The organism is Ferdinandcohnia salidurans (genome assembly GCF_042680725.1).
Taxonomy (GTDB): Bacteria; Bacillota; Bacilli; order Bacillales; family Bacillaceae_L; genus Ferdinandcohnia; species Ferdinandcohnia salidurans.
Genome location: NZ_JBHUEK010000041.1, coordinates 1 through 1924, shown reverse-complemented (window position 1 = coordinate 1924; position 1924 = coordinate 1). Strand labels below are relative to the sequence as shown.

At 41.7% G+C, this 1924-nt stretch carries 1 protein-coding gene; it reads right to left on the bottom strand.

The annotated features are described in order from the left end of the window. Positions 1-13: 13 nt before the first annotated feature. Positions 14-1339: a group II intron reverse transcriptase/maturase gene (gene ltrA, locus ACFSFW_RS24220; RefSeq protein WP_388042222.1), complete on the bottom strand. Its 1326-nt coding sequence runs from the start codon at positions 1337-1339 to the stop codon at positions 14-16. Positions 1340-1924: the final 585 nt, after the last annotated feature.

Sequence of the window (1924 nt, the reverse complement as noted above, 5' to 3'; positions counted from 1 at the left end):
GGCTCCTCCATGATTATCCCCGTTGGGGATGATGTTCATTGTAAATATCCACCAAAGAAACTAGACCTATTTCTTTAAACCAATTGTTTGGCATTGCCGTATTAACTGGCTTACACTTCGAACTTCTCCACGAGTACATACGCAGTTTTGGAAGTTCGCCTTTCCATTTCCGCCTACGTAATTCTCTATGCAACTTTCTGATTTTCCTCCAACTTCTTAGTTGAATCGACCGTAATCTTCTTCTAACCCATTTGTCAAACTCGGTGAATATAGTCTTTGTATGCCAGTGTCCAAAGTAGTTACCCCATCCACGAAGATATGGGTTAAGTTTCTCTTTAATCAGTTTCTCGATGTTTACCGTTTGATTTCGCTTTGTTATTTCCTTGATTTTGCTTTTAAATTTCTTTATCGACTTTTCCGACGGTTTAACCCAATAACCTTGTTTAAATTCATATCCCAGGAAAACAAAGGATTCTTTCATATTATTAACAATCTTTGTCTTCTCGGGATGTACGATTAGCCCAAGTTTTTGTTCAAGGAATCGAGTAACTGATTTAAGTACTCTATCAGCACCCTTTTGTGATTTACAACAGATGACGAAGTCATCTGCATACCTAGTAATTCGATGCCCTCTCTCTGTCATAAGTTCATCCAGAGGATGCAAATATATGTTCGCAAGTAACGGACTGATGACGCCACCCTGCGGAGAACCTTTTTCGTTTAAATGGAAACTTCCACCCTCCATAACTCCTGCTTGGAGGAAACTTTCAAGTAATCCAATGACACTTCCATCTACTATTTCCTCTCTAACCAAAGACATAAGTTTGTCATGTGGAATTGTATCAAAGTATGATTTTAGGTCTGCATCAATTACATACATATATCCATCCAATAAATCCTTTCGGATTTTCTCCAATGCCATATGTGCACTTCGATTCGGTCGAAAACCAAAACTACAATCAAGAAATTTAGCTTCAAAGATTGGTTCCACTACTCTACGTATAGAAGCCTGTACTACTCGGTCTCTCACGGTTGGGATACCTAAAGGCCTTTTTGAACCATCAGCCTTTGGAATATATACACGTTTCACAGGTCTCGGCTTGTATGTCTTTTCGCGTAGTTCACGTTGAAGGATTTGTACATTATCCTCCACACCAAATTCAAAAGCCTTAATTGTTACTCCATCAACACCTGCGGCTCCACGATTCCTTTTAACCTCTTTAAAGGCTTCCTCCATGTTTGGCATTGCCCATATTTTATCTATGAGACTATACCACTTCCTCTTTTGTGGGGGCTTTACTCCCTCACGAAAACCTTGCTTGTCTCCTTTTCCGTTCATGTTCCGTTTCTTTCCTTTCAGTCTGTTAATTGACTAGCCCAACTTCGGCAATATCAACAGATTCACTAAGTACTACGCCCCATACGGTCTACCCTTCTGTTCGACCCCGATTCTATGGATTTGTCCTATCGGTTTCTGTATGGACATGACGTATTCTAAGATAACTCGGTTTTTCTTCCATGGACAGACGGGCTTCGCATAGAGTCCCTACCTTTTGGGTTAAGGCTCTCCTCAATAACTAGGTATTGAGTCACTTACTTTTGCGACCTTTCCAGTAAGCTTATTCACTACTATCCCCTGCTCTGACTCCTCACCACCCATAATCTTATCTTGTCCATCCCAGACTTGAATAAGGTTTACCGAATTTCGGAGACGATGAGACCTCCTTGGGTCACGACATCGGGCTTTCACCTGAATCCAGTCCTCTTAACTAACAGAATCCTCTTGTGGCACTGGACACTCCCTTCTTTTGCAGGGTTATCCGACTCCGCCAGCCATCATGGTTAATTGTCGCCTGTTCCAGGTTTTGCCTTCAGGACCTCCGCACATTTCCTCGCAGACAATGCACTACCTGTCAGCTATACA

What these genes read in the sequence shown, in the direction of transcription:
- ltrA (WP_388042222.1), bottom strand. Translation starts at nt 1,339, where the DNA reads ATGAACGGAAAAGGAGACAAGCAAGGTTTTCGTGAGGGAGTAAAGCCC.